Raw genomic sequence first — 3,183 nt, 5'->3', positions numbered from 1 at the left:
CGGCAGCAGCAGCAGCCACTCCATCAGGCGGCGCCCCGGAAAATCGAACAGCGTCACCGCCGCGGCGCTGGCCGAGCCGACCACCGCCGCGCCGAGGGCCACCGCCAGTCCCAGCCACAGGGTGGTCCACAGGTACTCGGGCAGCACCGTGGCCGCCATCTCGCGCACGATCTGGCCCGCCTGCTCGCCGCCCGCCGCACCCGGCAGCCAGGCCGTGAAGACGGCCAGCACCGGCAGCACCAGCGCCAGCGCCAGCACGATCAGGAAGGCTGCGCGCAGGGCGGCGCCGGAAAAGCGGGGCAAGCGGGGGCGGTCGAGAGTGAGGGGAAGGGTGTGGCGTCCTGCCAGCATGCGGGGCGGCGTGCAGGGAGGCACGCAATGCAAATGGGAATGATTCTACGCAACCTTGCGCACCGCTAGAATTTGCCCATGTTCCTTGGAGTCTCTGAACTGGACGTGCGCTATGCCAACCGCCCCGATGCGGCGGTGCAGGGCGTGACCCTGGGCCTGGCGGCCGGCGAGATCGGCGTGCTGATCGGGCCCTCAGGCTGTGGCAAGACCACCCTGCTGCGCGCCATCGCCGGGCTGGAGCCGGTCTCGGCCGGGAGCATCCGGCTGGGCGACGAGCTGGTCAGCGCTCCGGGGCGCAACCTCCCGCCGGAGGAGCGGCGCATCGGCATGGTGTTCCAGGACTACGCGCTGTTTCCCCACCTCACGGTGGGGCGCAACGTCGCCTTCGGCGTGCATGGCCTGCCGCGCGCCGAGCAGCAGGCGCGCGTGCGCGAGGCGCTGGCGCTGGTGGGCCTGGCCGGCAGCGAGAGCCAGTACCCGCATGAGTTGTCGGGCGGGCAGCAGCAGCGCGTGGCGCTGGCCCGGGCACTCGCGCCGCGCCCGCGCCTGATGCTGCTCGACGAGCCCTTTTCCAACCTGGACGTGGACCTGCGCGAGCGCCTGGCGCACGAGGTGCGCGGCATCCTGAAGGCCGCCGGCGCCACCGCCTTGTTCGTCACGCACGACCAGATGGAGGCCTTCGCCATCGGCGACCGCATCGGCGTCATGGAGGGTGGCCGGCTGCACCAGTGGGACGACGCCTATGCGCTCTACCACCGCCCGGCCACGCGCTTCGTCGCCAGCTTCATCGGGCACGGCGTCTTCGCCCCGGCGCAGCTGCTGCAGCAGGGCGGCCACGTGGTGGCGCGCACCCCGCTGGGCGACCTCACGGACATCGACGGCTGCCCCCTGCCGTCGCGCTACGAGGGCGGGCTGTGCGACGTGCTGCTGCGCCCGGACGACGTGGTGCATGACGACAGCGCAGCGGTGCAGGCGCGCGTGCTGCGCAAGTCCTTCCGCGGCGCCGAGTTCCTCTACACCCTGCAGCTGGAGGACGGCCTGAAGCTGATGGCGCACGTGCCGAGCCACCACGACCATGCGGTGGGCGAATGGATCGGCATCCGCTCGCAGGTGGACCACGTCGTGACCTTCGCGCGCCAGGCCTGAGGCGCCCGGGCCCGGCCGCGACCGAAAAAGCCTCAGCGCTCGAAGGCGATCTGCCCGCCCACGAGCGTAGCGCGCACGCGCGCCGGCAATTCGTAGCCGGAAAAGGGGGTGTGCCTGCCCTGGCTGACCAGCTCGGCGGGGCCGACCGTCCAGTGGGCCTGCGGGTCCACGATGCACAGATCCCCCACACCGCCCTCGACCACGCGGCCGACGCTCGCCTGCAGGGTGCCCAGCGACGCGCCCAGCACCCGCGCCGGCTCGTGCGTCACCACCGACAGCGCGCGCGCCAGCGGCACGCCCGCGTCCTGCGACCACTTGAAGGCCACCGACAGCAGCAGCTCCAGCCCCGTGGCGCCGGCCTCGGCCTCGGCAAAGGGCAGGGCCTTGGCGTCGTCGTCCACGGCCGTGTGGTCGGAGACCAGCGCGTCGATGCTGCCATCGGCCAGTGCCTTCGACAGGGCCTCGCGGTCGCGCTGCTGGCGCAGCGGGGGCATCAGCCGCGCGCGGCTGTCGAAGTAGCCGATGTCGGTGTCGGTGAACATGAGCGAGTTGATGCTCACGTCGCAGCTCACGCGCAGCCCCTCGGCCTTCGCCTGGCGCACCAGCTCCACGCCGGCGGCGCTCGACAGCCGGCACAGGTGCACACGCGCGCCGGTGGTCTTCATGAGCTCGAAGATGGTGTGCAGCGCGATGGTCTCGGCCGCCACCGGCACGTCCGCCAGCCCCATGCGCGTGGCCAGCGGCCCGCTGGCCGCCACCCCGCGCCCGAGGTGCAGCTCCTGCGGGCGCAGCCACACGGTGTAGTCGAAGGTGGCGGCGTACTGCAGGGCGCGCTGCAGCACCTGGGTGCTGGCCAGTTGCACCTCCGCCTGGGAAAAGCCCACACAGCCGGACTCGGTCAGCTCCGCCATTTCGGTGAGCCCCTCGCCGGCCAGGCCGCGCGTGAGCGCCCCGAGCGGAAACAGCCGCGCCTGGTGCAGTTTTTCTGCGCGGAACTTGAGCATCTGCACCAGGCCCGGCTCGTCGAGCACCGGCTCGGTGTCGGGCGGGCACACCAGGCTCGTCACGCCGCCGGCCACCGCCGCCGCCATCTCGGACTCGAGCATGCCCTCGTGCTCGTGGCCCGGCTCGCCCAGGCGCGCCGCCAGATCCACCAGCCCGGGCAGCACCAGGCAGCCGCTCGCGTCGAGCGTGCGCCCGGGCGCAAAGCCGGCAGGCAGGCGGTCCACCCCGATGATGCGCCCGGCGGCCAGCGCCACGCTGCACACCTTGTCGAGGCCGGAGGCCGGGTCGATCACCCGGCCGTTCTCGATGAGAATCTTCATGGTTTCAAGCCCCATCCGCTGCGCGACCGCGTCGGCCGCGCGTCGGCAGCTGCCGTGTTCATCGGAAAAGCACTCACGCCTCGTTCCCCGCGACGATGGACATCACGGCCATGCGCACGGCGATGCCGAAGCTGACCTGCGGCAGGATCACCGCCTGTGGGCCGTCCACCACGGCCGAGTCGATCTCCACGCCGCGGTTGATGGGGCCGGGGTGCATGACGATGGCGTCCGGATGGGCCAGGCGCAGCTTCTGCGGCGTCAGGCCAAAGCTCTTGAAGTATTCCTGGCTGGAGGGCAGCAGCGCGCCGTTCATGCGCTCGTTCTGCAGCCGCAGCGCGATCACCACGTCGCAGCCGCGGAT

The 3,183-nt window shown here is 72.0% G+C and carries 2 protein-coding genes and 2 pseudogenes; 1 reads left to right on the top strand and 3 read right to left on the bottom strand.

Features of this window, described 5'->3' with window-relative positions:
• Positions 1-351 (bottom strand): annotated as a pseudogene (locus A612_RS06135) (iron ABC transporter permease); the annotation flags it as partial.
• Positions 352-429: 78 nt separating this feature from the next.
• Between A612_RS06135 and A612_RS06130 the strand changes: the two are divergent.
• A complete protein-coding gene (locus A612_RS06130) occupies positions 430-1,497 on the top strand; it encodes an ABC transporter ATP-binding protein (protein WP_019373638.1) in 1,068 nt (355 codons plus the stop codon).
• Between the two features lie 32 nt (positions 1,498-1,529).
• Here A612_RS06130 and A612_RS06125 read toward each other — a convergent pair whose 3' ends face one another.
• Positions 1,530-2,822 carry a dihydroorotase gene (locus A612_RS06125; RefSeq protein ID WP_019373637.1) on the bottom strand — a complete coding sequence of 431 codons (1,293 nt, stop codon included), beginning with the start codon at positions 2,820-2,822 and terminating at the stop codon, positions 1,530-1,532.
• A 73-nt stretch (positions 2,823-2,895) separates the two neighbouring features.
• Positions 2,896-3,183, bottom strand: a pseudogene (gene pyrB / locus A612_RS06120) (aspartate carbamoyltransferase catalytic subunit); the annotation flags it as partial.

It is taken from the genome of Melaminivora alkalimesophila (assembly GCF_000282995.1).
GTDB classification, from domain to species: domain Bacteria; phylum Pseudomonadota; class Gammaproteobacteria; order Burkholderiales; family Burkholderiaceae_C; genus Melaminivora; species Melaminivora alkalimesophila.
The sequence above is the reverse complement of the archived record's forward strand: the minus strand, read 5'-3'. Positions and strand labels throughout refer to the sequence as shown.

Coding starts and splice junctions, on each gene's coding strand:
- A612_RS06130 (WP_019373638.1), top strand. CDS start 430: ATGTTCCTTGGAGTCTCTGAACTGGACGTGCGCTATGCCAACCGCCCC.
- A612_RS06125 (WP_019373637.1), bottom strand. CDS start 2,822: ATGAAGATTCTCATCGAGAACGGCCGGGTGATCGACCCGGCCTCCGGC.